The organism is Primorskyibacter sp. S87 (assembly GCF_049801055.1).
In the GTDB taxonomy this organism is placed as follows: Bacteria; Pseudomonadota; Alphaproteobacteria; order Rhodobacterales; family Rhodobacteraceae; genus JBNAGF01.
The window spans coordinates 18,804-43,963 of record NZ_JBNAGF010000013.1; the positions used below are offsets into that span (position 1 = coordinate 18,804).

24 protein-coding genes are annotated in these 25,160 nt (G+C 60.3%); 8 read left to right on the forward strand and 16 right to left on the reverse strand.

The genetic code is table 11. From position 1 onward, the window contains the following. Positions 1-51 precede the first annotated feature (51 nt). The 10 genes from ACP15U_RS18375 to ACP15U_RS18420 form a co-directional block, all read right to left on the reverse strand. Positions 52-306 (reverse strand): hypothetical protein, encoded by a 255-nt coding sequence (locus ACP15U_RS18375; protein WP_141102078.1) that lies wholly within the window; start codon positions 304-306, stop codon positions 52-54. Positions 307-514: 208 nt separating this feature from the next. Then, complete coding sequence (locus ACP15U_RS18380) at positions 515-1,402, reverse strand: MBL fold metallo-hydrolase (protein ID WP_308423374.1); 888 nt, start codon at positions 1,400-1,402, stop codon at positions 515-517. A 132-nt stretch (positions 1,403-1,534) separates the two neighbouring features. Continuing rightward, positions 1,535-2,101: a biotin transporter BioY gene (locus tag ACP15U_RS18385; RefSeq protein WP_043753595.1), complete on the reverse strand. Its 567-nt coding sequence runs from the start codon at positions 2,099-2,101 to the stop codon at positions 1,535-1,537. A gap of 48 nt (positions 2,102-2,149) precedes the next feature. Continuing rightward, on the reverse strand, positions 2,150-3,316 hold the full coding sequence (locus ACP15U_RS18390; protein ID WP_036540250.1) for an acyl-CoA dehydrogenase family protein: 1,167 nt from the start codon (positions 3,314-3,316) through the stop codon (positions 2,150-2,152). Then, the gene (locus ACP15U_RS18395) at positions 3,313-5,316 is read right to left on the reverse strand and encodes an acetyl/propionyl/methylcrotonyl-CoA carboxylase subunit alpha (protein ID WP_284483209.1); all 2,004 of its coding nucleotides are present in this window, start codon (positions 5,314-5,316) and stop codon (positions 3,313-3,315) included. The genes ACP15U_RS18390 and ACP15U_RS18395 overlap by 4 nt, the downstream gene beginning before the upstream one ends. Continuing rightward, positions 5,313-6,107: a crotonase/enoyl-CoA hydratase family protein gene (locus ACP15U_RS18400; protein ID WP_138424255.1), complete on the reverse strand. Its 795-nt coding sequence runs from the start codon at positions 6,105-6,107 to the stop codon at positions 5,313-5,315. Before ACP15U_RS18400 ends, ACP15U_RS18395 begins: the two co-directional genes overlap by 4 nt. 9 nt (positions 6,108-6,116) lie before the next feature. After that, the gene (locus tag ACP15U_RS18405; RefSeq protein WP_204114559.1) at positions 6,117-7,715 is read right to left on the reverse strand and encodes an acyl-CoA carboxylase subunit beta; all 1,599 of its coding nucleotides are present in this window, start codon (positions 7,713-7,715) and stop codon (positions 6,117-6,119) included. Between the two features lie 4 nt (positions 7,716-7,719). Beyond that, on the reverse strand, positions 7,720-8,349 hold the full coding sequence (locus ACP15U_RS18410) for a TetR/AcrR family transcriptional regulator (protein ID WP_057817049.1): 630 nt from the start codon (positions 8,347-8,349) through the stop codon (positions 7,720-7,722). A 179-nt stretch (positions 8,350-8,528) separates the two neighbouring features. After that, positions 8,529-9,359, reverse strand: a complete 831-nt coding sequence (locus ACP15U_RS18415) for an SDR family NAD(P)-dependent oxidoreductase (RefSeq protein WP_204114560.1) — start codon at positions 9,357-9,359, stop codon at positions 8,529-8,531. Between the two features lie 24 nt (positions 9,360-9,383). Then, a complete protein-coding gene (locus tag ACP15U_RS18420; RefSeq protein ID WP_204114561.1) occupies positions 9,384-10,568 on the reverse strand; it encodes a lipid-transfer protein in 1,185 nt (394 codons plus the stop codon). Between the two features lie 253 nt (positions 10,569-10,821). Between ACP15U_RS18420 and ACP15U_RS18425 the strand changes: the two genes are divergently transcribed. Next, positions 10,822-11,433 (forward strand): transferase hexapeptide repeat family protein, encoded by a 612-nt coding sequence (locus ACP15U_RS18425; protein WP_204114562.1) that lies wholly within the window; start codon positions 10,822-10,824, stop codon positions 11,431-11,433. Positions 11,434-11,544: 111 nt separating this feature from the next. Here the strand turns inward: ACP15U_RS18425 and ACP15U_RS18430 are convergent, their stop codons facing one another. From ACP15U_RS18430 to ACP15U_RS18450, 5 genes are read right to left on the reverse strand one after another with little or no spacing between them, the layout of a single operon-like run. Beyond that, on the reverse strand, positions 11,545-13,152 hold the full coding sequence (locus ACP15U_RS18430; RefSeq protein ID WP_138424259.1) for an acyl-CoA carboxylase subunit beta: 1,608 nt from the start codon (positions 13,150-13,152) through the stop codon (positions 11,545-11,547). 2 nt (positions 13,153-13,154) lie between these two features. Further along, positions 13,155-13,658: an acetyl-CoA carboxylase biotin carboxyl carrier protein subunit gene (locus ACP15U_RS18435; RefSeq protein WP_233145717.1), complete on the reverse strand. Its 504-nt coding sequence runs from the start codon at positions 13,656-13,658 to the stop codon at positions 13,155-13,157. Continuing rightward, on the reverse strand, positions 13,658-15,127 hold the full coding sequence (locus ACP15U_RS18440) for an acetyl-CoA carboxylase biotin carboxylase subunit (protein ID WP_043753624.1): 1,470 nt from the start codon (positions 15,125-15,127) through the stop codon (positions 13,658-13,660). Before ACP15U_RS18440 ends, ACP15U_RS18435 begins: the two co-directional genes overlap by 1 nt. Positions 15,128-15,139: 12 nt before the next feature. Next, positions 15,140-16,939, reverse strand: coding sequence for an acyclic terpene utilization AtuA family protein (locus ACP15U_RS18445; protein WP_043753627.1), 1,800 nt, complete (start codon positions 16,937-16,939; stop codon positions 15,140-15,142). A gap of 21 nt (positions 16,940-16,960) precedes the next feature. Then, a complete protein-coding gene (locus ACP15U_RS18450; RefSeq protein ID WP_204114563.1) occupies positions 16,961-17,746 on the reverse strand; it encodes an enoyl-CoA hydratase-related protein in 786 nt (261 codons plus the stop codon). A gap of 134 nt (positions 17,747-17,880) precedes the next feature. Here ACP15U_RS18450 and ACP15U_RS18455 point away from each other — a divergent pair, with 134 nt between their 5' ends. Genes ACP15U_RS18455 through ACP15U_RS18480 form a run of 6 tightly spaced genes read left to right on the forward strand, consistent with a single transcriptional unit; the run spans position 17,881 to position 22,864 of the window. Beyond that, positions 17,881-19,095 (forward strand): acyl-CoA dehydrogenase family protein, encoded by a 1,215-nt coding sequence (locus tag ACP15U_RS18455; protein ID WP_204114564.1) that lies wholly within the window; start codon positions 17,881-17,883, stop codon positions 19,093-19,095. A 13-nt stretch (positions 19,096-19,108) separates the two neighbouring features. Next, entirely contained in the window at positions 19,109-20,308 is a 1,200-nt protein-coding gene (locus ACP15U_RS18460) for an acyl-CoA dehydrogenase family protein (protein WP_204114565.1), read from the forward strand. 9 nt (positions 20,309-20,317) lie between these two features. Then, complete coding sequence (locus tag ACP15U_RS18465; RefSeq protein WP_057796873.1) at positions 20,318-21,172, forward strand: SDR family NAD(P)-dependent oxidoreductase; 855 nt, start codon at positions 20,318-20,320, stop codon at positions 21,170-21,172. Next, the gene (locus ACP15U_RS18470) at positions 21,165-21,968 is read left to right on the forward strand and encodes an enoyl-CoA hydratase-related protein (RefSeq protein WP_204114566.1); all 804 of its coding nucleotides are present in this window, start codon (positions 21,165-21,167) and stop codon (positions 21,966-21,968) included. The genes ACP15U_RS18465 and ACP15U_RS18470 overlap by 8 nt, the downstream gene beginning before the upstream one ends. Before the next feature lie 12 nt (positions 21,969-21,980). Continuing rightward, positions 21,981-22,463, forward strand: a complete 483-nt coding sequence (locus ACP15U_RS18475; RefSeq protein ID WP_204114567.1) for a PaaI family thioesterase — start codon at positions 21,981-21,983, stop codon at positions 22,461-22,463. Further along, positions 22,463-22,864, forward strand: coding sequence for a PaaI family thioesterase (locus tag ACP15U_RS18480; RefSeq protein WP_204114568.1), 402 nt, complete (start codon positions 22,463-22,465; stop codon positions 22,862-22,864). The genes ACP15U_RS18475 and ACP15U_RS18480 overlap by 1 nt, the downstream gene beginning before the upstream one ends. Here ACP15U_RS18480 and ACP15U_RS18485 read toward each other — a convergent pair. Beyond that, entirely contained in the window at positions 22,846-24,246 is a 1,401-nt protein-coding gene (locus tag ACP15U_RS18485; RefSeq protein WP_425046601.1) for a TetR/AcrR family transcriptional regulator, read from the reverse strand. The genes ACP15U_RS18480 and ACP15U_RS18485 overlap by 19 nt on opposite strands. An 89-nt stretch (positions 24,247-24,335) precedes the next feature. Between ACP15U_RS18485 and ACP15U_RS18490 the strand changes: the two genes are divergently transcribed. Continuing rightward, positions 24,336-25,097: a glucose 1-dehydrogenase gene (locus tag ACP15U_RS18490; RefSeq protein WP_204114570.1), complete on the forward strand. Its 762-nt coding sequence runs from the start codon at positions 24,336-24,338 to the stop codon at positions 25,095-25,097. Positions 25,098-25,160 lie beyond the last annotated feature (63 nt).

Sequence of the window (25,160 nt, forward strand, 5' to 3'; positions counted from 1 at the left end):
CGTCGAGCGGTCAAATTCGAATTTTTGTAACTGTCTTGGAGCGCCTTGATGCTAAAGCAGATCGGCTGAGCCCCTGAGCGACAGCTCCTCCAAAAGGTCAGTAACCTCATCGGTGGTGACAGTCTTTGCATTCGCAATCGTGTTCCGGCTTAACGGGGGATCGATATGGTGTGCCGTACGTTTGGGATCGAGCCAGAGGATGGACAGTTCTGACGTATTCCAGCGATAGACCCAACCAACGGTTCGATCACTGCGACCGTCAACAAGCCGCGCGACCGGAACCGCTTCTTCCTTTTCGATGCTCACCGGTTCGTGTCCGCCTTTTCTGCTTCGGTTCTTCAGTCCTATTCGGCTGGGACGTTCCCGTGATCTGATCTCGGTTGAACTTATTCCTGGCTCGTTAAAAAGGGGCGACACCGACCGCGTCGGTGCCGCCAGAGGTTCGCCCACAGGGAGGTGGTAGAGGGCGAAACCTATTGAAAATAGGGGAATTTCATGTTGCGCATAATCCTTCTTATGTTAATTTCCAGACCCCGCCATCTTGTACCACCCGCGACTCAGACAACAGCTTCTCCAGATGCGCCGCAACGTTTCGTCCTGCGGCCATTGCGATTTGTGGGTCGGTTTTCTTGTAGACGGAAGCGGCGATATTCTGGACCGAATCCGGGGTGTTTGAGAGGTGGGCGAGGATCTCCGCCTCGCGACGCATGCGGTTGGAAAGCAACCGTTTGACGTAAGGTTGCGGATCCCGGAGTATAGGTCCGTGCCCCGGAAAGTAGATCCTATCGTCGCGCTCAATCAGCCGCTGTAGCTGCGCGCAGTAGTCGTGCATGTTTCCGTCAGGGGGGCTGACGATCGAACTGTTCCAACTCATAACGTGGTCGCCCGTGAAGAGCACTCCGTCAGGTCTCGCGAAACAAAGGTGGTCGCTCGCGTGACCAGGTGTGTGCAGGACGGTAAGACCGGCAATGACCTGTCCGTCCTCCAGAAACCGGTCAGGTCGAAATGCATCGTCAGGGAATGCCCGTGAGGCATAAACAGGTGCGTCTGTCCGTGCTCGCAGGGCTGGGACGACTCCAAAATGATCAGAATGGTGGTGTGTGAGCAGAATCCCAGATGGTTTGGCCCCCAAATTTTCGATGATTGCCCCGAAATGTGTACTGTCTTCTGCTGGGCCGGGGTCGATTATGAACCGACCATCAGGCGTATCAATGATGTAGCTATTTGTCCCGTGGTAGGTCATCTTTCCGGGATTGTTCGCGACGATCCTCAGAATTCCAGGGGCCAATTCGACTCCCTTCGCGCGGCAAGGCTCCGGCTCTGAGAAAAACATGCTGCTTCTTTTCATTGTGTGCGACCAGGTATTGATTGCGAACAATTTGGTTCGCACAGTTTTGCGCATTGCTCTCGCATGGCGCCGGAAACCTCAGGCTGGCGTCCGATGCCTGTCAAATCCGGCATCGGACTATTTCAACTTACATTGGACCAGGCCCGTATGAGACTGAAACAGTCTGATACAGTCTTGGGCTGGCAGTCACACAGCGCGGCGATTATGGTAAGCAGTATACAGAACTACAGCAATTGTCGCCTTCGTCAGATCCCCGAGAAGGAACGGGTAAAGACCGGCGTTCAGCAACTTTTCGCCATAGCCGACAAAGCCACCCAACCAGAGCAGCCCTGCGCAATACATGACTATCGAACCCAAAAAGACCGCGACAGATGCTCTGAACGCAGGCCGAAGTCCTTGCAGTGCTTGAACAATCCACCCGGCGGCGGCCGCCGCAAGTGCGAAGCCTACCAAGTATCCGCCTGTGGGACCCGCAATATACGCCGGTCCGGCCAGAGCCGGAGGCGTGCCTGCGAAGACCGGCAGGCCAAGCAGACCTTCAAAAAGGTAGGTCACAACAACAAGACTACTGCGCACCGGCCCCAGGAAAAGGCCCAGACCCAAGACAACCAGGGTTTGTGTAGACATGGGAACCGGGTAGAACGGCACCACGATTTTGGCGGATAGTGTCAGAAGAATTGTGCCGACGAGAATTATCGAGATCTCTTGGGTAAGTTTTGCGAGTGTTTGGCTTTGAGTGGTTTCCAGATTCATCTTTTTCGTCCTTGTTTCTGTAGATTGTTAATTTTTTGGATAGTAAGCTCACATGCGCTTGGCGACTTCTTCCAACATGACTTCGCTCGCCCCGCCGCCGATGGCCTGCACACGGGCATCGCGTGACATGCGTTCCACCGGTGTTTCGCGCATATAACCCATACCGCCGTGAAACTGGACGCAGTCATAAAGCACGCTGTTCACCAGTTCGCCGCAATAGGCTTTGACCATCGAGACCTCTTTCACGCAGTCACCGCCCGCGGCATCCAGACCGGCGGCGTGATAGACCAGCTGACGTCCTGCAGCGATCCGCGTCTGACAGTCGGCCAGCCGTTGGCGCACGGCCTGCTTGTCCCACAGAACGCCGCCAAAGGCCCTGCGCTGCTTGACATAATCCACGGTCATGTCCAGCGCGGTTTGCGCTTCGGCACAGGCCATCGCACCCAGCACAATGCGTTCGTTCTGGAAGTTCTTCATTACCGAATAGAAACCGCGGTTGACCTCGCCCAAGACGTTTTCGGCCGGGATACGGACATCTTCGAAGATCAGTTCGGCAGTGTCCGAGCACAGCCAGCCGGTCTTGTTCAACGCCCGTCCGACCGAAAAGCCCGGCGTGCCTTTTTCGACCGCAAATATGGTGATCCCGCGCGACCCCTTGGCATCGGGATCGGTCTTGGCACCGACAAAGTAGAGATCGCCATGCACGCCGTTGGTGATGAACATCTTGGTGCCGTTCAGCACCCAATCCGACCCGTCCCGCACCGCGCGGGAGCGCATGCCCGCCACGTCCGAGCCCGCGCCCGGTTCGGTCACAGCAACGGCGGTGATCATTTCGCCCGAGACGATCGACGGCATCCAGCGCGCCTTCTGTTCGGGCGTGCCGGCGTTTTCCAGATGCGGCGAGGCCATGTCGGTGTGGACCAGAACGGTGGCCGAGAACCCGCCGAAAGTGGATCGCCCGACCTCTTCGGCCAAAACCACGCTGGACATCACGTCCAGCCCCGCGCCGCCATACTGTTCGTCATAGCGCATCCCCAGCACGCCGAGATCACCCATCCGGCGCAGCACGTCGCGGGGTACCTTGCCCTCCTCCTCCCAAGGCTCGGCCTTGGCGGTCACCTCGGCTTCAATGAACCGGCGCAACTGGTTGCGGATCATCTCGAGGTCTTCGTTGAACGGGCCGGTGACCTGAGTAATGCTGTCTTGTCTGGTCATGTGTTTTCCTCTGGATCGAGTTTGATAAGTGGGGCGTGCCCGGCGACCGTATCGCCGGGTGCACAATAGATTTCAGTCACCACGCCCGCGACCGGCGCGGGCAGGCTTTGCAACAGCTTCATGGCCTCAAGCACCACCAGCGTGTCACCGGCTTTGACGCGGTCGCCGAGTGCGACGCGCACCTCGGCCACGGCGCCGGGCATGGGTGCGGACAACAGGTCAGCGACGCCAGACCCGCCGGTGGCACGTTGCAGATGCTGGTCTTCCAGCGTACGCAGGTCTGTCGCGGTCATTCCAGCAGGGGTTTGCAGGTGCACTCGCCAGTGACTCGGCGCGCGCACGACGTAAGCGATGCGCGAAAACGGAACCCCGTCGATGCGTCCGCTCAGACGGCATCCTGTTAAAACGGCACTCTCGACCGTGATGGTCTGGCCGTCCGGTTGAATGGCAGTCAACCCCGACCCGGAGCCGTACATGCGGATCGGTTCGTCTTTGGTTGTGTCCCAATAGAAGGCCGCGCCGGACTGTCCCGCAGGGGCTGTGAGTCGCCATGACCCTAGGCTTTCCCAGGGCGACGCGCCCGCCGGCACGAGACGCAGATGCAGCGCCATCGCGGCAAAGGCCATGTCCCGGGGATCAGCGGACGGTTCAGTCCAGCCGCCTGGAAACATCTCGGGCAGGCCCGAGGTATGGTGACGGAACGCCGCAAAATCCGGGTGTGCCAGTAACGCGCGTTGATAGGCCAGGTTCAGGCCGACGCCGCCGACGGCAAAAGCATCGATCGCGGTGATCGCCCGGCGGATCGCCCCGGTCCGATCCGGCGCGTGGACGATCAGCTTGGCAATCATGGAATCGTAGTGGTGGCCGACGACCGAACCGCACTCTACCCCAGTGTCCAGCCGCACATCCGCAGGCGGCGCCCAAAGGGTGATCTCGCCCGTTTCGGGGTGAAAATTCTCGGCCGGGTTTTCGGCGGCGATGCGGATTTCAATGGCGTGCCCGTCAAACTGCACATCGCCTTGCGTCAGCGCCAGCGGCTCGCCCCGCGCGATGCGCAACTGCCATTCGACCAGATCGATGCCGGTGATCGCCTCGGTCACGGGGTGTTCCACCTGCAACCGGGTATTCATTTCCAGAAAGTAGTATTCACCGCGCCCGGGGTCATAGAGGTATTCCACCGTTCCGGCGGAGCGATAGCCGATCGCCTGCGCCAACCGCACCGCTGCCGCACGCATGCGGTCGCGCACAGCCTCGGGAAGATCGGCGGCGGGGGCTTCTTCGATCAGCTTTTGGTGGTTGCGTTGCAGCGAACAATCGCGGTCGCCCAGATGCAGCACGGTGCCGTGAGTGTCGCCCAGAACCTGCACTTCGACGTGGCGGGCACGGGGCGCATAGCGTTCGAGGAACACCGCCGGATCGCCGAAGGCGCTCTGCGCTTCGGCCCGGGCAGATGCAATCGCTTCGGGTGCGTCGCCCAGATCGGAGACAAGCCGCATCCCGCGTCCGCCGCCGCCGGCGCTGGCCTTGACCAGAAAGGGGGTGCCAAGCGCCTCGGCCTCTTGTAGCAGGCGCGCATCGGACTGATCCTCGCCGCGATAGCCGGGCAGGACGGGCACGCCTGCGGCTTCGGCGGCAGCCTTGGCCTCGATCTTGGAGCCCATCCGCGCGATAGCGTCGGGTTCCGGCCCGATGAACACAAGGCCCGCCGCCTCGACCGCCGCCGCGAAACCGGCATTCTCAGACAGAAAACCATATCCCGGGTGCACCGCACCCGCGCCCGTCGCCCGCGCGGCCTCAAGGATGGCCTCGACGTTCAAATAACTGTCTGACGGGGCGGCCCCACCGATGCAGACGGCATGATCGGCCTCGGCCACGAAGGGCGCGTCGCGGTCCGCGTCCGAAAACACCGCTACGCTTTCCAGCCCCAGTTTGCGGCACCCGCGCTGGATGCGCCGGGCAATCTCGCCCCGGTTGGCGATCAGAACGCGGGTGAAGCTCATTTCACCCGCCATGACGGAACGCCCTTGTTGATGAAGCTGTTGATGCCTTCGATACCTTCCTCCGTCTCCCACGCATCGGCCAGCCGGTCGGCGGTGTAGATCATGTTGGTCTCCAGATCGTGGGACGCGACATAGGCGATCAGCGCCTTGGTATCGGCCACGGCACCCGGCGCGGCCTGAAGGTGATCATGCACCACCCGGTTCACCGTGGCGTCCAAGTCGCCCGGCGCGACAACCTCGGTCAACAGACCGATCCGCTCGGCGCGGGCCGTGTCGAACAACGCCCCCGACAGCATGGTTTCACGCGAATGCACCTTGCCGATGCGGGCCACCACATAAGGCGATATATTCGCGGGCAGAAGGCCCAGTTTGACCTCGGTCAGACCGAAGCGCGCGCCTTCGGCGCCGATGGTGTAGTCGCAGACGGAGATCATGCCGACACCGCCACCGTAGGCCGGGCCGTTGATCCGCCCGATCAAGGGCTTGGGCAGCGTGTCAAGGCGGCGCAACAGCCGCGCCAGCGTGGCGCTTTGTGCGACCCTTTCACTACGGGTTTTCTCGACATTAGAGGCGAACCAGTTGAAATCGCCGCCCGCGCAGAAGCTCTTGCCCGCGCCGGTCAGGACCACAATACGCACATCGTCATCTGCAGCCAGCTTTTCGGCGGCATCGTATAGCTCTGCGATCAATTCGCCATTCAGCGCATTGTGTTTGTCGGGGCGGTTGAGCGTCAGCCTGGCGACGCCACGCGCATCGGTTTCGATAAGGATCGTGTTGTAGGTATTGGTCAACTTGAAGCCTCACATTCTGAATACAGGCGTATGGCGACCGGCTTCGGGCACCGATGTCACGATGGCCAGACACAGGCCAAGGATATCGCGGGTTTGCGCGGGTTCGATCAGCCCGTCATCCCAAAGCCGCGAGGTGGCATAATAGGGATCGGACTGTTCACCGTACTGGGCCCGAACCTGCTCCTCGATTAGCTTCATGTCGGCCTCCATCTTGCCCGGGTCGCCCCCTTTCTGGCGGCGCAGTTCCAGCATCACATTTGTGGCGATGTCGGCAGACATGGTGGCCAGTTCCGCCGTGGGCCAGGCGAAGAGAAAATTCGGGGCGAAACCACGTCCGCACATGCCGTAGTTGCCTGCCCCGTATGAGCCGCCCAAGAGGACCGACAGGCGCGGCACCTTGGCAACCGACATGGCATAGACCAGCTTGGCGCTGTCTTTGGCAATGCCGCCGCGCTCGGCTTCGGTGCCGACCATGAAGCCCGAGATGTTGTGGAGGAACAAAAGCGGGATGTTGCGTTGATCGCACATCGACACGAATTGCGCGCCCTTGAGCGAACTGTCGGACACAAGCGCCCCATTATTTGCGAGAATGCCCACTCGATAGCCGTGAATCCGCGCGGTGCCGCAGACCAGCGTCTCACCCCATCCGGGCTTGAATTCGCGGAATTCGCCGGCGTCGATCATGCGCAGCAGAACCTCGCGCATGTCATAGGGCTGTTTGCGATCGGCGCTGATGACGCCAAGCAGTTCCTCTGGGTTGCGCGCCGGCGGCGCGCAGGTTGCATCGGGACCCATCGGGCGCGACAGGCCCAGTTCGGATACGATGTCGCGCATCAGAGCAAGCGCATGATACTCGTCCTCGGCCAGATGGTCAGACACACCGGAGAAGCGCGAATGCATCTCGGCCCCCCCCAATGTTTCTCCATCAACCTCTTCGTTGATCGCCACCTTGACGATCGAGGGGCCGCCCAGATGGATGCGTGCGTTGCCGCGTACCATGATGACTTCGTCCGACAGGGCCGGGATATAGGCCCCACCGGCCGTGCAGCCTCCAAAGACCGCCGAGATCTGCGGCAGGCCGCTCGCGGACATGTTGGTTTGACGATAAAAGGAATTGCCGAAATGGCGGGCATCGGGGAAAACCCGGTCCTGCTCTGGCAGATAGGCACCGCCGCAATCCACCAGATAGAGGCAGGGCAGCCGGTTCTCGGCTGCGATTTCCTGGGCGCGGATGTGTTTCTGCACGGTTTCGTGATAGAAAGACCCACCCTTCACTGTCGCATCGTTGGCGATCACAACGCAGGGCAGCCCGTGGACGATCCCGATACCGGTCACGATCCCCGCACCGGGCACCTCGCCCCCGTATTGACCGTAGGCGGCAAGCGACGACAGCTCAAGAAACGCAGTGCCCGGATCCACCAGCAGGTCGATCCGTTCGCGGACCAACAGCTTGCTGCGCTTGCGATGCCGCGCGACCATATCGGGGCGGCCGCCAGCCGTTGCTTCGGCGATCCGCGCGCGCAGCGTTTCGACGCGCTCGCTTAGTGCGGCGTGGTTGCGGGTGTAGGTCTCTGATGCGGTCAGCACCGCTGTTTCAAGACGTGCCATGAAGTCAGGTATCCTGTCTTTGGAGTATCCCGTTGAGGAACACATCGGCATAGGTGCGTGACAACGCATCGGCGCTACCGCGGTCCGGGTCGAACCAATCGAGCGTGGCGTTCAATGTACCGATCAGCATCAGGCGCAGGCGACGGATATCGACGTCTTGCTTCAGCGTGCCGTCTTTCTTAAGCTGGGACAGAAGACTGTCCCACTCTGCCTCATAGGCCCTTCGCGTAGGCAAGTTGGCATCCCGGACGGATTGCGGCACCTGCCCGAAAATACGCACATTCGCCGATGTATAATCGCTCACATCAAGAAGTGCGCGCAGATGCGCCCGGATCGCGGCGCGCAGTACCGTTTCGCCGTCGGTATCGGCCCGCAGGTCGGTGATGGCGTCTCTCATGCTCGCGTGAACGACTCGAATCCCTGCATCAAGAACGGCCGCGACGATCTCGTCCTTGGAACCGAAATGATAGTATATGCTACCCGCCTTGATCCCGGCGGCCTCGGCAATTTTTCGGAGCGAAACGGACCCGTAGCCTTGTTCGCGGAAAAGCCGCGCGGCAATGTCCAGCACCCCGTCCCGTCCAACCGCGCTGCGCGATGTCTCGTTGACTTTGATTGCCGTGTTTTGTGCCATAGACTTTCGTATCCCCCAACGCCTAACTAACGCCCGTTAGGTTAATAACTCAAGTGAGTCAATCGTCGTGATCGTGCCAGACTAGAGTTTGCGGAAAATTCCGCATTGGCGACCGCCAAGAGGCCGCCCAGACATTAATGTGCTTGCCCGGACCACGTCATCGGGTCCGGGCAACTGCCTTAGATCACGAAACCGCCACCGCAGATGACGTGCTGGCCTGAAATGAAGTTCGATTCCGGCGCACAGAACAGATAGACGGCACCGGCAGCTTCTTCCGGAGTGCCGACCCGGCCCAGCGGGATCATGCGCTCCATCTGGGACAGGAGATCGGGATTCACGCCGACCTTGATCTCTTTTTCTTCGACCTTGATCGTGCTGTCGCCATCCGCGCTGCCTTCGGTCAAGCGGGTGCGAATCGGGCCGAAGGCGACGGCGTTGACGTTGACCTTATAGCGGCCCCATTCCTTGGCCATCGTCCGGGTGACCCCTAGGATACCGGCCTTAGCGGCGGAATAGTTGATCTGGCCAGCATTGCCGCCGGTCCCTGCGATGGACGAGATGTTGACTACCTTGCGGAACACCTCTTGCCCGGCGGCGGCCTCTTCCTTGGCCTTGGCGCTGATCACCGGCTGGGCAGCGCGCAGGATCTTGAAAGGTGCCGTCAGGTGGACGTCGATGATCGCCTGCCACTGTTCGTCGGACATCTTCTGAACGACGCTATCCCAAGTGTAGCCTGCGTTGTTCACGATGATGTCTAACCCGCCAAAGCTGTCCACGCCGGTCTTGATGAACCGTTCGGCAAAACCGACTTCGGTAACGCTGCCGGCACAGACCACGGCCTCAGCTCCCATTGCGCGCACCGCCTCGGCGGTTTCATTGGCCGGACCGGCGTCCAGATCGTTGATCACCAGCCGGGCCCCTTCCGAGGCCAGTTTGAGAGCGATTTCGCGGCCAATGCCCCGGCCCGAGCCCGAGACCAGCGCCACGCGCCCGTCGAGTTTTCCAGTCATATTGATTCCTCCCGAAAGGCGCTATCAGGCTTTTTCATAAAGCGTGGTGACGCAGGCCCCGCCGAGGCCCAGATTGTGCTGAAGCGCCAGACGTGCGCCATCAACCTGGCGCGCATCTGCCTGGCCGCGAAGCTGCTGAACGAGCTCGGTACATTGCGCTAGGCCGGTCGCCCCAAGCGGATGGCCTTTGGACAAAAGACCGCCCGACGGGTTGGTCACGTATTTTCCGCCGTAGGTGTTGTCGCCATCATCAACGAATTTCGCCGCTTCGCCGCGACCGCAAAGGCCAAGCGCCTCATAGGTGATAAGCTCGTTGTGGGCGAAACAGTCGTGCAGTTCGACCACATCCACGTCCTCGGGCCCGATGCCCGCGTCCTCGTAAACCTGATCGGCGGCGCGCTTGGCCATCGAAAAGCCGACCACTTCGCGCATGTCATGGGCTTCGAAAGTTTCCGGGCCGTCGGTCGTCATGGCCTGCGCCGCGATCCGAACCGAACTGTCCAGTCCGTGCTTGTCGGCGAATTCCTTGGAACAAATGATCGCGGCGGCCGCGCCACAGGTTGGCGGACAGGCCATGAGCTTGGTCATGACGCCGGGCCAGACGACCTGGGCGGCCATGACGTCTTCCGCCGTCACCTTCTGCCGGAACAGGGCAACCGGATTCTTCGCAGCATGTCGGCTGGCCTTGGCGCGGATTTTTGCGAAGGTTTCTAGGGGGGTGCCGAACTCGTCCATATGCGCCTTGCCGGCACCGCCGAAGTACCGCAGCGCCAGCGGGATCTCGGCACTGCCAACCAGTTCGTCGGTTTCATTGTCGAATGCCGCAAACGGGCTGACCCGGTCATGGAACATCGCACCGATTGCGCCAGGCTGCATCTGTTCGAACCCAAGTGCCAGAGCACATTCGACCGCGCCGCTTTCAACTGCCTGCCTGGCCAGGAACAGGGCGGACGATCCGGTCGAGCAGTTGTTGTTCACATTCAGAACCGGGATGCCTGTCATTCCGACATGGTACAAGGCGCGCTGACCGCAGGTGCTGTCGCCATAGACATAGCCCACATAGGCCTGTTGGACTTTATCATAATCCAACCCCGCGTCTGCCAGAGCGGACCGGGTCGCAGCGGTCGCCATCACATCGTAGCTTTCGGATTTTCCCGGCTTCTGGAACGGGACCATCCCAACGCCTGCAACATAGGCTTTGTCTGTCATTTCTCTCTCTCCCTAGTTCGGTCAGGCCACCCTAATCGGTCCGCCAGCCTATTTTCTACCATTTGTTAGATTTTAAATCCCAACCTTGGGAAGTGTCAATATCGCCAAGCTGTGACGTAGGGAGCTTGCGCTATTTTCTAACTTGTGTTTGTTTTCGGGCCACACGCCCTGATCGGCGGCACAATTGAGGGATTCTGGTCCCGGCGCAACCGCTGACAAGCGTTTAGCACTCAGCTTACGAAAGGTGGTCGGAATGGCATACTGTTATGAGTTCAAGGGTTTTATACCCGTCGTGCCCGAGGATACATATGTCCACCCCCAGGCCGTTCTGATCGGAAATGTCATCTTGGGTCATGGATGCTACATCGGCCCCGGAGCAAGCTTGCGGGGCGATTTCGGCAGGATCGTGATCGGGGATGGAGCCAATGTTCAGGACAATTGCATCATCCATTCCTTTCCCGGCCGCGACGCCGTGGTGGAAAGCGACGGCCACATCGGCCATGGCGCGATCCTGCACGGTTGCACAGTGGGCCGGAACGCTCTGGTCGGAATGAATTCCGTCATTATGGATGGTGTAGAGCTTGGGGCGGAATCGATTGTCGGCGCGCAGGCGTTTGTGCGTGGCGAAACCGTGATTCCGGCGCGTTCGATGGTGGTGGGATCGCCGGCAAAGGTGATCCGCGAGGTCAGCGAGAAAGAAATCGCGTGGAAAACGCGCGGCACCGCGGAATACCAGCAACTTGCGCGCGATTGTCTGGCCGGATTGAGGCCGGTCGAGCCGCTGAAGGCGGTCGAGGCAGACCGGCCCGGCATGGCGGCCTCTGACGTCGTCTCCATTCAGGAGGCGCGGCGGACATCGTCCTGACCTGTCCGGGAACCGGACCGGTCAGGACTACTTCAGATTCCGAAAGCGCCAGATGCAAGCGCCTTGACGCGGAACGGCACCCCCCGACCCGGTGTGCCGTCCCTCAAGCCTTTACAGACGGAAGATCCCGTAGTGCGGATCGTCGATCGGTGCATTGAGCGAGGCAGAAATCGACATGCCAAGCGCGTTGCGTGTGTCCGCCGGGTCGAGGATGCCGTCGTCCCACAATTCCGAGGTCGAGGTATAAGCCTCGACATCGCGCTTGTATTTTTCCAGCACCGGTTCGCGGATCGCGGCGATTTCTTCTTCGGTCAGCTCTTTGCCTTCGCGCTGAAGCTGCCGAATCTTGACGTCCGCCATGGTATTTGCGGCCTGATCCGCCCCCATCACGCCGATCTCGGCCTGGGGCCACATGAACAGCGTGCGCGCGTCCCAGGCCCGTCCGCACATCCCGTAGTTGCCGGCCCCGTAAGACGCATTGGCGATTACTGTGAACTTCGGCACGACCGAGCCGCCCTGCGCCATCAGCATCTTGGCGCCATCCTTGGCGATGCCTCGTTCTTCGTATTCGCGGCCCACCATATAGCCGGTGATGTTCTGGAAAAAGACCAGAGGCGTGCGGTTCTGGTTGCACAACTGCATGAAATGCGCTGCCTTGAGCGAACTGTCGTTGAACAGCACCCCGTTGTTGGCAAGGATGCCGACCTTGTAACCCCAGATATGGGCAAAGCCGCACACCATCGTGGTGCCATAGTCCGGCTGGTATTCGTGAAAGCGTGAGCCGTCCACGATCCGGGCCAGAACCTCGCGCATGTCGAACTGGGTTTTCCGGTCTTTTGGAATGATCCCGTAGAGTTCTTTGGGGTCATAGTAAGGCTCTTCATAGGCCGCGGTTTCGATGATCGTTTTCGGCGTGCGCTTCCACTGGCCGACAATCTCGCGGGCCAGTGAAAAGGCGTGTTTTTCGGTCGCGGCGCGATAGTCGCCGGTGCCCGATACCGAGGTGTGCATGACCGCGCCGCCAAGCTCCTGAACACCGACCTCTTCGCCGGTAGCCGCCTTGACCAGCGGGGGACCGCCAAGGAAAATCGCCCCTGTGCCTTCGATGATGATGTTGTAGTCGCTCAGCGTCGGCACATAGGCGCCGCCAGCCGTGCAGTGACCGCCGACCACGGCAATCTGCGGGATATTGGCCTGGCTCAGCTTGACCTGGTTGCGGAACACCCGCCCGCCCAGATACCGGTCGGGAAACACCCCGTGCTGCAGCGGCAGGAAACCGCCCGCGCTGTCACAGATATGGATGACCGGCAGGCGGTTTTCCAGCGCGACATCCAGAAGACGCACGACCTTTTTGACCGTATGTGGATACCAAGCCCCGCCCTTGACGCTAGCGTCGTTGGCGTGGATGGCGACCTCGCGACCCTGCACAATACCGATGCCCGTCACCACAGCGGCGCCAGGCACGGTTCCATCGTATTCGCGACAGGCGGCAAGTGTGGAAAACTCCAAAAACGGAGTGCCGGGGTCCAGCAGCAGTTTCAACCGCTCGCGCACGCCCAGTTTGTTCTGGCGGGCAAGGCGGTCGATATCGCGTTGCGGGCGTTCGAAACGCGCCGCGTGCTGGCGGGCGTGGAATTCCTTCAGCCGTTCAGACATGGCGGCATAGTTTGCCTTGTAGTCGGCGGCATTGGTGTCGATCAGACTTTCAATCCTGCGCATTGTCACTCCTCCTCCGGGGCCAATTGGGCCAGGATGTCTTTCAGACCAAAACTGTCGCCTTCGGCGAATGGCATTTCGGCAACGACCCCGTCGCGCGGGGCCGTCAGTGTGGTTTCCAACTTCATGCTTTCGATCACCAGAAGCGGCTGGCCTTCTTCAACCGCATCGCCGGGTTTAACCGCAACCGACACCACGACACCCGGCATGGGCGCCACCAATCGGTCGTCGCTCGCGCCACCGTCGCTTCCGGCCAGGCGTTCGGCGGGATCAACCCGCCCGACTTCGTAGGTTCGCCCGTCCATGTGCACAAAAGTTGCTTCCGGCCCCACGGCCAGTCGCAATTCGCGCACAACACCCTTGGCCCTCAGCTTGTAACCGCCCGGCAGACCCGTCGGGTCCAATTGGCAGGCAACAGCGCCAGTGGGGGTATTGAGCACGAACCGGCTGCCATCATGACCCAGCCAGCAATCAGTCTCTTCTCCGTCCATCTGAAAAATCCGTTGCATCAGTTTCTCCACCCACCCATCTTGCGGTACATTTCCGGTATCTGCATTACGTCACTCACCAGGCGCTCGTCCGATAGGGCCGCCGCCGCCATCAGCAAGTCAGAGACATCTTCGCCCGGCGCGGTCAGCGTTTCGGATTGTTCAGCCAGGAAGCCAGTTGAAACGTCACCAGAGGCGAAATCCGGATGTGCAAGGATTGCATCCAGGTAACCAGTGTTGGTCGTTACCCCGAGAATCACATAGCTTTGCACCGCGCTCCGGGCACGGGCGATGGCCTGCGCGCGATCCGGGCCATGCACGATCAGCTTGGACAACATCGGGTCGAAGTCGGTCGTTACCTTGCCGCCATCCAGAATGCCGCTGTCTACGCGGATCCCCTCGCCCTGGGGTTCGTCCAGCAGCAGGATATTGCCGATCGCGGGGCGAAAATCGGCGGTCGCATCCTCGGCACAGATGCGCAGTTCGATCGAGTGTCCGGTTTGGGGAATATCCGCCTGCACGGCGCTCAGCCCGTCGCCCGCCGCGACACGCAGCTGCTCGGCAACCAGATCAAAGCCGGTTACCATCTCGGTCACCGGATGTTCGACCTGAAGGCGGGTGTTCATTTCCAGGAAATAAAAGGCCCCATCCTGTGCATAGATGAATTCGACAGTCCCTGCCCCGCGGTATTTGACGGCGCGGGCAATTCCGGCAGCGGTCTCGCAGATCTCATCCCGTTGCTCGGGGGTCAGCGCCGGTGACGGCGTTTCCTCGATAATCTTCTGGAACCGGCGCTGGATCGAACATTCACGTTCCCAGAAATGGACCACGTTGCCCTGTCCGTCGCCCATCACCTGCACCTCGATATGGCGCGGGCGTTCGATATAGCGTTCGACGAAAAGCCGCCCGTCGCCGAAATATCGTTCGCCTTCGCGGCGCGCGGTTTCGATTTCGGTCTCCAGCGTGCTGTCCTCGCGTACGACGCGCATGCCCTTGCCGCCACCGCCGGCCGAGGGCTTGATGAGCAGCGGATAGCCAACGGCGCGGGCGCGTTCGACAAAGCTCGCCGGATCATCATCCTCGATGGCCGAGGGGGCGACGGGAAACCCGCGTTCCTCGACGAAGGCGCGGGCGCGGACCTTGTCCCCCATCAGGTCGATGACCTCGGACGTCGGGCCGACAAAGGTCACTCCGGCTTTTTCCAGCGCCGCGACAAAACCGGCATTCTCTGACAGAAAGCCATAGCCGGGATGAACCGCGTCCGCGCCGATCCCTTTGGCGGCTTCGACGATCTGAGGAATATCGAGATAGGCGGCCACGGGCGTCGGGCCGTCGATCATCACGACCTCATCTGCAATCAGATGCGCCGGCCCCTCTTGCTCGGCGACATGACGCAACACGGCAGTCGCAAGCCCGCGGGCCTTAGCGGTGCGCAACACGCGCGCCGCGATCTCGCCCCGATTGGCGACCAGGAGTTTCGAAATGGTCATGGTGTCGTCCTCTTAGTTCCGGGCCGCGGCATTCAGTCCGTCACGTGCGGCCAGATCGGCTGGCACGGGAATTTCGATATCAAGCAGCATCTGCGCGAACCCTTTGCCCTGCGGGTCTATGCGGACCGAAGCGATGCCCCCCCCGCCCAGCGAGTCATGCAGCAGGAAATTCAGCGAATGGCTTCCGGGCAGGTCGAACCGTTCTACCCTGCCGTCGCAGACATGGGCGAAATAGTCCTTCACCACCTCTTCGCTGAGAGCCGAGCGGATATATGGCAGGTAGTCCGGCTTGCGCGCGAGGATGCCGATATTGGCGATGTCCCCCTTGTCGCCCGAGCGGCCCCAGGCCAGATCGACGAGGCGGACCTTGACAACGTCCGGACCGGGCTCGCGGCTATCTGCGGGCGGTGCGGCAGGCGGATCAAGGTGGACTGGCGTGGCGGCCACGCTCACGGGCACATCCTTGCCGTCGACCTCGACCGCGACGGGGGTCTCGGCCTTGCTCTGAAGGAAGGAAAATAGACGGACCACCGGCTGCACCTTTGGCCGTCCGGCGAAGAACCCGGTCAGACCCTGCGCGGTCGAAATCGCCATCGGTGCGATTTCGCCGGCAAAGATGTTCAGCGCGGCGCGATCGTCATGGACCGCGCCGATCTTGAGCACCACCTCGCGGGTCCGGGCGCGCGCATTTGCGCCATAGGCCGCCTCGGCCCCCAGCACCTCGACGCTGACCTGCCGGAAATCTCCCATGTTGCGGTCGCGGAAAATCCGGCGACAGCGGGTCAGGATCGCCTCGGCCACACGTTCGGCCTTGGCGGGTGCGTCAATCGCGGCCAGTGTCAGGGTAGAGACCGCGCGCCAGCCATCGGCATGGGTCGCCGACACCTTGTAGCTGTCGGTGCGCCCAAGCCCCCTGCCGCCCTTGACCAGCACCCGGTCGGGTCCGACCTGTTCCAGGGTGACCCCGGACCAGTCGCAGATCACGTCGGGCAACAGGTAGGCGCGCGGGTCCCCGATTTCATAGAGCATCTGCTCTCCGACTGACCCGGGCACGACCAGCCCGCCGGTGTCAGGCGTCTTGGTCATGATGAAACTGCCGTCTTCGGACACCTCGACGATGGGCATGCCCATATTGTCCCAACCCGGCACGTCCTGCCAGTCGGTGAAGTTGCCGCCGGTTCCCTGGGGGCCGCATTCGATCAGGTGGCCGGCCAGCGATCCCTGGCTGAGCTTGTCCCAGTCATCGTCGCCCCAACCGTATTCATGCATCAGGGGACCAAGCGCGACCGCGCTGTCGGCGCAGCGTCCGGTGATCACGATGTCGGCCCCGGCATCCAGCGCGGCAGCGATGGGGCGGGCACCCAGATAGGCATTCATGCTCCAGATATCATCTGGAAATGCGACACCCGAGAACATTTCCGTCTGACCGTTTTTGCGAATTTCATCGGCCCTAGGCAACAGGTCATCGCCTAGCACGACTCCGATGGACAGATCGATCCCGGCCTGGGCGGCGGCTTTGGCAAGCGCATCGCTGCAGCCACGCGGGTTCACGCCCCCTGCATTGGCAACGACCTTGATCCCTTTTGCCTTGATATCCGACAACCAGGGTGCCAGCGCCTTGACGAAGTCCGGCGCATAGCCCGACTCGGGCGCTTTGGCGCGGGCCCGCGCCATCAGCGACATTGTCACCTCTGCCAGATAGTCAAACACCAGATAGTCGATCTCGCCCTTTGAGACCAGTTGACCGATCGCTTCCGGCGTATCGCCCCAGAAGCCCGACGCGCATCCGATGCGCAGCTTTCGTTCCGACATATTCCTCTCCTCCCCGTTTGATCAGCGGCCCGTCCATTCGGGTTTGCGCTTCTCAATAAAGGCATCAAAGCCTTCGCGCGCGTCTTCGGTCTGCGCCACACGCGGTAACAGTGTTTCTGCAAACCGCATCTGCTGCGGATAGGTCATGTCCTCCATCGCGTGACAGGCGTATTTTCCCAGCCGGATCGCGCTCGGCGACTGCGCGGCGATCTGGGCAACCAGTTCTGCAACCTTGTCGTCCAGCCCCGCGGCATCGGTCACATAGTTGACCAGATTGAACTGCAGGGCTTCCTCGGCCGTCAGAGGAACGCCGGTGATGAACATCTCCATCAGCCTCCGCCGGGGCAGCACGCGCATCATGGGTGGCACGATCGTCATGGGAAACAGACCTACCTTCACTTCCGGCGTTCCGATGCGGGCATGATCCGCCATCACAGCCAGATCGCAGGCACAGATGATGCCCGCTCCCGCCCCCATCGCGACGCCATTGATGCGCGCGATCGTTGGCTTTCGGCACGCCTGTATCGTCTCGAACAACCTTCCGGCAAAATGATCCGGGTCCGCCGGATCCTGAACAAACGGGCCGCCATCCGCCCCCGCCTTGATGTCGCCCCCGGCACAGAAGGCGCGCTCGCCCTCGCCGGTCAGAACGATCACGCGGCAATCGCTGTCCGTCTCGGCAGCACATATGGCGGCCATGATCCCGTCTGCGACCTCACGGTTGAGGGCATTTCGATTGTCAGGACGTCGAATCGTGATACGCACTTCTTTGCCGAGCGCCTGCGATTGAACAACGCTCTCAGTCATTTCCGAAGCTCCCCCCCTGTATTCAGGACACCGCGCTTTCTTACGTCAGGTCGTCAAAAGCTTGGCTTGATCTATTTTCTAACATATGTTTGATTTTGGTCAACACTGCGGACGACATTTTTCGGGAGGATGATATGACCACTCAAAGTGAGGCTATCGCGGCTGATCTGGAAGCCATCAGGGCGAACTATTCTTTGACTGATGAGCAAAGCCAGATCGTCGATCACGTGGATCGGGTATCGCGCGAGGTGCTGCACCCGCTGCAGGCGCGCATGGATGACGAGGAATGGTGGCCCGATGATCTGTTCAAGCAGATGGGCGAGCTGGGCCTGCTGGGGATTACCGCGCCGGAGGAGCTGGGCGGATCGGGGCAGAACGAGTTCACCCAGGCGCTGGTGTCCGAGGTGATTTCGAAGTGGAACCCGGCTGTGGGCCTCTCGCACGGGGCGCATGACAACCTGTGCCTGAATAACCTGCTGCGCAACGGCTCCGAAGAGCAGGTGAAGAAATACGTGCCGGGCCTTTGCTCGGGCGAGCTCGTCGGTGCTTTGGGCCTGACCGAACCGGGTGCGGGATCCGATGCGCTCGGATCCATGGCCACCACTGCCCGCCGCGACGGTGATGATTATGTCATCAACGGCTCGAAGATTTACATCACCAACGGCCCCATTGCCGATGTGATCCTGCTTTATGCCAAAACCGACAAGTCGAAGGGCGCCAAGGGCATTTCTGCTTTCATCATCGAGACGGACAATCCCGGTTTCAAGGTGGCGCAAAAGCTTGACAAAATGGGCTTTCGCGGCTCGCCAACCGGAGAACTGGTGTTTGAGGATTGCCGCGTACCCGCATCCGCCATGGTTGGACCGGAAAACACCGGCGTTTCGGTGGTAATGAGCGGGTTGGATCTGGAGCGTGCTATGGTTGCCTCAGTCTGCGTTGGCATGGCCGAACGCGCCCTGGAACTAGGGCTGGAATACGCCAAGATTCGCGAACAATTCGGCAAACCGATTGCAAGTTTCCAGATGATGCAGTCGAAACTGGCCGAGATCTACACCGAGGTCGAAACCGCGCGCGCATTCGGTTATCGGGCACTGGCCGCCTGTACGGGCCTACCAAAAGGGGCCGGGGGCCGTGGCGAAATCCACAAACTGACCGCGGCGGCCTGTCTTTACGCAGGCGAGGCATTCAACAAGGCGGTGACCGAAGCCTGTCATATTCATGGTGGCTCTGGCTACATGCAGGACACCGAGATCAACCGGCTGTTCCGCGCCAACAAATTGTTGGAGATCGGCGCGGGAACAAGCGAAGTCCGCAAGATCATCATTGCCGAAGAACTTTTGCGCGCCTGAGGGGGACGAGACAATGAACAAGCAACTGCGCAACGACACCGCTCTGCCAACACATTTCATGACGGACGAACAGCAGGCCCTGGCCGATCAGGCCGGCAAGTTCTTCATGTCCGAATTCCACCATCTGAATGCGGAAATGGACGATACTGATGACCTGCCGTCTTCGGTTTTCCCCAAGCTGGGCGAAATGGGCTATCTGGGACTGAACGTGCCGCCGGAATTCGGCGGCGCTGGTTTGGATTTCACCTCGGCCTGCATCATCACCGAACAGCTGTCGCGGGCCTCTGCCGCGATTGGGCTGACTCATGTGGCGCATGACAATTTGTGCGTCAACAACATCTATCGCAACGCCAATGACGATCTGCGCCGAAAATACCTGCCAGGTCTGTGCAACGGAACGCTGATCGGCGCCCTGGGTCTGACCGAACCCGGCGCGGGGTCTGATGCGCTTGGCTCGATGCGGACCACGGCCAAAAAGGATGCCGACGACTACATCCTGAACGGCGCCAAGATCTACATCACCAATGGGCCGATTGCCGATCTGGTGCTGGTCTATGCCAAGACATCGCCCGAAAAAGGGGCCAAGGGCATTTCCGCCTTTATCGTGGAAACCGACACGCCCGGTTTCAAGGTGGCGCAGAAGCTCAACAAGATGGGATTCCGCGGCTCGCCGACGGGCGAACTGGTATTCGAAGATTGCCGTGTTCCGGCCAGAAACATGGTCGGCAAGCTGGATGGCGGGGTTGCCGTTACCATGTCCGGACTTGATCTGGAACGTGCCATCGTCTGTTTCAACGCTCTGGGCATTGCGCAGCGGGCGCTGGATATTTCCATCGACTACGCCAAGACACGCCAGCAATTCGGCAAACCGATCGCCAGTTTTCAGATGGTTCAGGCGATGCTGGCCGACATGTATACGCAGATCGAGGCCGCGCGGAGCCTGTCCTTGCGCACCGCTGCCATGTGTGAAGGCCTCGAAGAGGGCGAAGGCGGGCGCGGCGAAATCCACAAGCTCACCGCTGCGGCGATCTACAAGGCCGCTGAGGCGACATCCTTCGTGCTGGACAAAGCTGTCCAGATTCACGGCGGCTCGGGTTACATGCGTGATACAGAAGTGAACCGGCTGTACCGGACCGGTCGCGTGCTTGAGGTCGGCGCAGGCACCCAGGAGGTTCGCAAACTCATCATTTCTGGCGAATTGCTGAAGAATTAGGGGCGGAACATGAGCGAAGCGAAATCAAGGCGTTACGCGTCGGATCTCATGGCGGGCCAGGTTGCCCTGGTCACGGGGTCCGGATCTGGAATGGGCCGGGCGACGGCGATCGAAATGGCCGCTTGCGGGGCCAGGCTTGCGCTGTTCGCGCGCCGCGAAGAGCCGCTGGAAGAGACCGCCGAAATGATCCGGGCGGCGGGGGGCGAGGCCTTTGTCGTGCCCGGAGACACCCGCGACGAAGACAGTATCGAAGCTGCGATGGGGCGGATCAAGGACCACTATGGGCAGTTGGATGTTTTGGTGAACAATGCCGGCGGCCAGTATATCGCGGCCGCCCGCGATATCACCAACAAGGGCTTCGAAGCCGTGATCCGCAACAACCTGATCGGGTCTTGGCAGATGACCCGGGCAGCGGCGGATCACTTCATGTACGACAATGGTGGATCGGTTGTGTTTGTCACCGCCATCTCGGCGCGCACCGCGCTTACCGGCTTTACACACACCGTCGCCGCCCGCGCCGGTGTAACGGGCATGATGAAAACGCTGGCCGCCGAATGGGGCGAGTACGGCATCCGGCTGAACTGTGTCGCGCCGGGCACGATCAAGACCGATGCGCTTGGCCGCTATCCGATTCCGCCGGAACAGTGGAAAAAGCTGAACCGCTCGGTGCTAAACCGGATGGGGGCGGCCGAGGACATCGCAGGCACGATCATTTTCCTGGCCTCGAAACTTGGCGGTTTCATCACCGGAGAAGACATTTATGTAGACGGCGGTGAGACCTTGCATATGGGTCATGACGCGCGGGACATGATCAACCCCGCGATGTTCGAGAAACGCGAACGGGGAGATGGCAAGAATGAGTAAACACCCAGTCCTTCTGGAGATTTCCGGCAGGATCGCCACGGTTACGCTGAACGATCCCGAGCGGCGCAACCCGGTCACCGGAAACGACATGATCGCTGCCCTTCTGGAGACCTTCGCCAAGGTGCAGGCCGATCCTCAGGTCAGCGTGATGATCCTGACCGGCGCCGACCCGGCCTTTTGTGCCGGCGGCGACATCAAGGAAATGAACGATCCCGACAGCGTGTTCCGCAAGGAGCCGCTGGCGGCGGCGCAGAGCTATGTTGATGGGGTGCAGCGGCTGCCGCTTGCGCTCTACAACATGGATATTCCGACCATCGCCGCAGTCAACGGCCCGGCGGTGGGCGCGGGGTGCGACCTGACCATGATGTGCGACATGCGCATCGCGTCGGAAAAAGCAAGGTTCGGCGAAGTGTTTCTGAATCTCGGAATCATTCCGGGCGATGCGGGCAGCTGGTTCCTGTTGCGTCGTCTGGGCCACCAGAAGGCCGCCGATCTGACCTTCTCAGGGCGCATGGTCGAGGCCAAGGAAGCGCTGGAGCTTGGTATGGTGCTTGAACTTGTGCCTCATGAAAAATTGATGGAACGGGCCCGCGAACGGGCCGCTGTCATCGCCGCGAAACCGCCGCGCGCGGTGCGGGTCGCCAAGCGTCTGATGCGCAATGCCGAACGGATGGACCTGCCGGATTTTCTGAATTCCGCGGCGGCCTATCAGGCGCTCATGCATCAGACCGAAGACCACCACGAGGCGGTTGCTGCGTTCGTCGAAAAACGAAAACCCAATTTCACGGGGCGTTAAAGGAAAGATCGCATGTCAGACATCACCCAAAAGAAGATGGAGCAAATCGCGCAGATGTGGAATGCGCGCGGCAAGGGTCTGATAACGCATATGGCGCTTGAGATCGAAGAGGTCTCGACCGAACGTGTTCGGGTTCGGATGCCGTTCAATCCGGACTTTTGCGTCGATGCGGAACAATCGCTGCTCCACGGTGGTATCCTGACGGCACTTCTGGACAGTGTCTTTGGACTGGCGAACTTTGTTGCCATCGAAGGCGTCAGTACCATGGCCACTCTTGACCTCAGAGTTGATTACCTGCGCCCGGCCCGTTCGCGCGCGGATGTCATCGTTCAAGCGCATTGTTTTCGCAAGACCCGCCACATCGCCTTCAATTCCGGCAGCGTCTGGTTCGCGGGCCATGAGGATGCTGAAATAGCCAGGGGAACCGCCTCGTTTGCATTGACGCGCGGCGAAACCAGCCTGTTTGACGCAATGACAAAAGGAAAAACCTCGTGATGGACGTGCAAACTGTCAATGCCAATGTTTCCCGGGTGCCGTTCTTCCGATTTCTCAACTTTGAGGTCAGAAGTCTAGACAGTCTCCATGCTGAGGCGGAGATGACCTTTGATGACCCCCATATCGGTAACCCGATCATGGAGTACTACCATGGCGGCATAATCGCGAGTTTTATGGAGGCCACTGCCGCCATCGCGGTACAGCCCGATTTCGCCGACGTTCCGGCCAAGCCGATCAACCTGACCGTCGATTACCTCAGACCCGGTGTGAAGGGACCGCTTTTTGCGCGCGCTAACGTCACGCGCAAAGGCAAGCGGATGGCAAGCGTCAGCGTGCTCAGCTGGCAAACGGATCGGGAAAAGGCGGTTGCCGAAGGGCTGTATCACTTCCTTCTGGTCTGACCGGGGCAACCGCTTTCAGGGCTACCTTGTCCTGTGGACGGGGCCGCTTCCCGGTTACAAATGCCTTCCAGTAACAGATAGATGAGCATGCTGGAGAATTCAGGCAGTGATAGATATCCTTCCACTCCTGCCTTGTTCGGGTCGAACCATTCCACCGTCCAGTTTAAGGCACCCAACATCACCTGGCGCAAGGGGACGATCTTGATATCCGACCGTATGGCACCGTCGTCCTGAGCTTCACGGAGTATCCGATCCCAGAGTTTTCCATACTCATGGCGAATACCCCTGTGCCTCTCCCTGAAATGATTGGGGAGCATTCCATAGCTTCTGATATTCGCCGAGGTGAATTCACTTGCCTTGAAGAGGAAATCCAGGTGCGCCCAGATTGCAGTCGCTATCTTGGCGTGATGATCGTACGGGGCATCGAATTTCCGAACGGCGGCTTCGACACCTGATAGCAAGTCCCTCAGTCCGGCGTTTAGAACTTCGTCAACGATCGCTTCTTTGGAGTTGAAATGGTAATAGACGCTGCCCGCTTTCATGTCCGCTTCTTCCGCGATCTTTCTCAGCGTGGTCGCCTTGTAGCCATTGTCCCTCAGAACGCGCGCTGCGGCCTTTAGAATTTCTGCACGGGTCTTAGCCGCCTTGCTGTCGGGATCCGGGGTTTTGGCGGGAGTGGCGGGGCACAGCTTCAAGCCTTCGGTACCCGCCTTGCGATGTGGACACATTCCGTCAAGTATCAGCTTACTCATTCGTTCCGCGAGGATGCGCACCGGATACTTGTCGACATCGTACCATTCTACGGTCCAGTTCATGGCACTCAGGATGAACTGGCGGATCACAGCAGTGGATATGTCGCTTCGAAGGTGGCCGGCGCGTTTGGCGTCATTCAGGAATTTGCCCCAGGCCCCTGCATATGATGCACGCAATTCGCGATGCGGGGCGCGTGTTTCGTCCGACAACATCGGATAGTTCCGAATATTGGCTGACGTGAAGTCGCTGTCGGTCAAGAGATAGGTCAGATGTGTTTCAATCAGCAGTCCGAAAGTCTTGCGAAAATCCTCCGAACTTGTCGGTGCCGACCGAACAATTTCACTGACCGCCTGATATAGTTGACGGACGCCAAGATCGAGAACTTCGCTCAGAATCTGGTCCTTGGATTGAAAATGATAATAAATGCTGCCGGCCTCAATGCCAGCTTCCTGCGCGATGTCGCGCATAGTCGTTGCGTGATAGCCTTCATACCGAAAAAGTCGCGCGGCCGCAGCGAGTATGGCTTCGCGGGTCCTCTCCGACTTGCTTAGATCGTCATTCACTATCCTGGTATCTTCAATCTGTCGTGCCATCCAGTGTCGATACTTGTCGTAGATGAGGCTGTCCATTGCAATTAATCTAACAACCGTTAGATTACATCGGAGAGAGTGTCGAATCAAGCTCTTTTCAAGGTGCAACGGAAGAGGAGGACCTCCACATGCGAGGGTTGAGTGGAAAACGGGTCGTCGTGACCGGCGGTGGGAGCGGCATTGGCCGAGCGGTTTGCGAACGGTTCGGCGCGGAGGGTGCCGAAGTCGCCGTTTTCGATCTGAACAAAGCCGGAGCGGATGAAACCGCCAAACTAATCACTGAATCCGGCGGAAAAGCGACTGCATTTCAGGCGGATATCACCGATCGCGCACAGGTCGACAAGGCCGTCGCCGAGTTCGAATCCGGCGGACCGATTGATGTGCTGGTGAACAACGCGGGCTGGGACGTGATCAAACCGTTCCTCGACACCGATCCCGACCTTTGGAAAAAGGTCATCGACATAAATCTTTACGGTCCGCTGAATATGCATCACGCGGTGCTTCCGGGCATGGTCAAGAACGGCGGCGGCCGTGTGGTCAACATCGCGTCCGACGCCGGACGCGTCGGATCATCCGGCGAAGCCGTGTATTCGGCCTGCAAGGGTGGCATCATCTCGTTCACCAAAACCGTAGCGCGCGAACTGGCGCGTAAAGGTATTCAATTGAATGCGGTCGCCCCCGGCCCGACCGATACGCCGCTGTTCGCTCAGGTTGCCGAGGGCGAGGCCGGTCAAAAGATCGCCGAAGGTCTCAAGCGGGCGATTCCGATGAAGCGTCTTGCGCAGCCGACGGATTACCCTGGCATCATCTGCTTCCTGTCGTCGGACGACGCAGGGTTCATTACCGGCCAGGTGATTTCGGTTTCGGGCGGCCTGTCCATGCACGGTTAAAACGCTGGCAGCAGCGCCGGACTCAAGGCGCTGCTGCCATACCGTGCCAAGAGTTACCTCCCC